Origin of the sequence: Paenibacillus sp. MZ04-78.2, assembly GCF_024213375.1 — a bacterium.
In the GTDB taxonomy this organism is placed as follows: Bacteria; Bacillota; Bacilli; order Paenibacillales; family NBRC-103111; genus Paenibacillus_G.
Genome location: NZ_JANAVJ010000136.1, coordinates 1 through 584, shown reverse-complemented (window position 1 = coordinate 584; position 584 = coordinate 1). Strand labels below are relative to the sequence as shown.

The 584-nt window shown below is 51.7% G+C and carries 5 tRNA genes; all 5 read right to left on the bottom strand.

The features are described 5' to 3' along the window. Positions 1-2: 2 nt before the first annotated feature. Positions 3-77, bottom strand: a tRNA-Gly gene (locus NLX71_RS26395). Between the two features lie 21 nt (positions 78-98). Beyond that, positions 99-171 (bottom strand) — tRNA-Lys (locus tag NLX71_RS26390). 12 nt (positions 172-183) lie between these two features. After that, positions 184-255, bottom strand: a tRNA-Gln gene (locus NLX71_RS26385). A 7-nt stretch (positions 256-262) separates the two neighbouring features. Continuing rightward, a tRNA-His gene (locus tag NLX71_RS26380) sits at positions 263-338 on the bottom strand. A 25-nt stretch (positions 339-363) separates the two neighbouring features. After that, positions 364-438: transfer RNA gene (locus NLX71_RS26375), tRNA-Thr, on the bottom strand. Positions 439-584 lie beyond the last annotated feature (146 nt).

Sequence of the window (584 nt, the reverse complement as noted above, 5' to 3'; positions counted from 1 at the left end):
AATGGAGCGGAAGACGGGATTCGAACCCGCGACCCTCGCCTTGGCAAGGCGATGCTCTACCCCTGAGCCACTTCCGCTCAATTTATTTTGTAATAAGATGAGCCATGTAGGACTCGAACCTACGACACCCTGATTAAAAGTCAGGTGCTCTACCAACTGAGCTAATGGCTCGTACTGAAAATACTGGGGATCTAGGATTCGAACCTAGGCATGACGGAGTCAAAGTCCGTTGCCTTACCGCTTGGCTAATCCCCAATGACTATGGGGCGATCGAAGGGAATTGAACCCTCGAATGTCGGAGCCACAATCCGATGCGTTAGCCACTTCGCCACGACCGCCATATGAATTGTTATGTGGCCTAAATGGTGCCGTCGAGAGGAATCGAACCACCGACCTACGCATTACGAGTGCGTTGCTCTACCGCTGAGCTACGACGGCATGTAAGATAAATTAAAAATTTCGGAACCCTCGGATATTGTCCGTTTCGTTCCGAAGTTAAAAACTTCTAAATGGCGGAGCCGACGGGATTCGAACCCGCGGTCTCCTGCGTGACAGGCAGGCATGTTAGGCCTCTACACCACGGC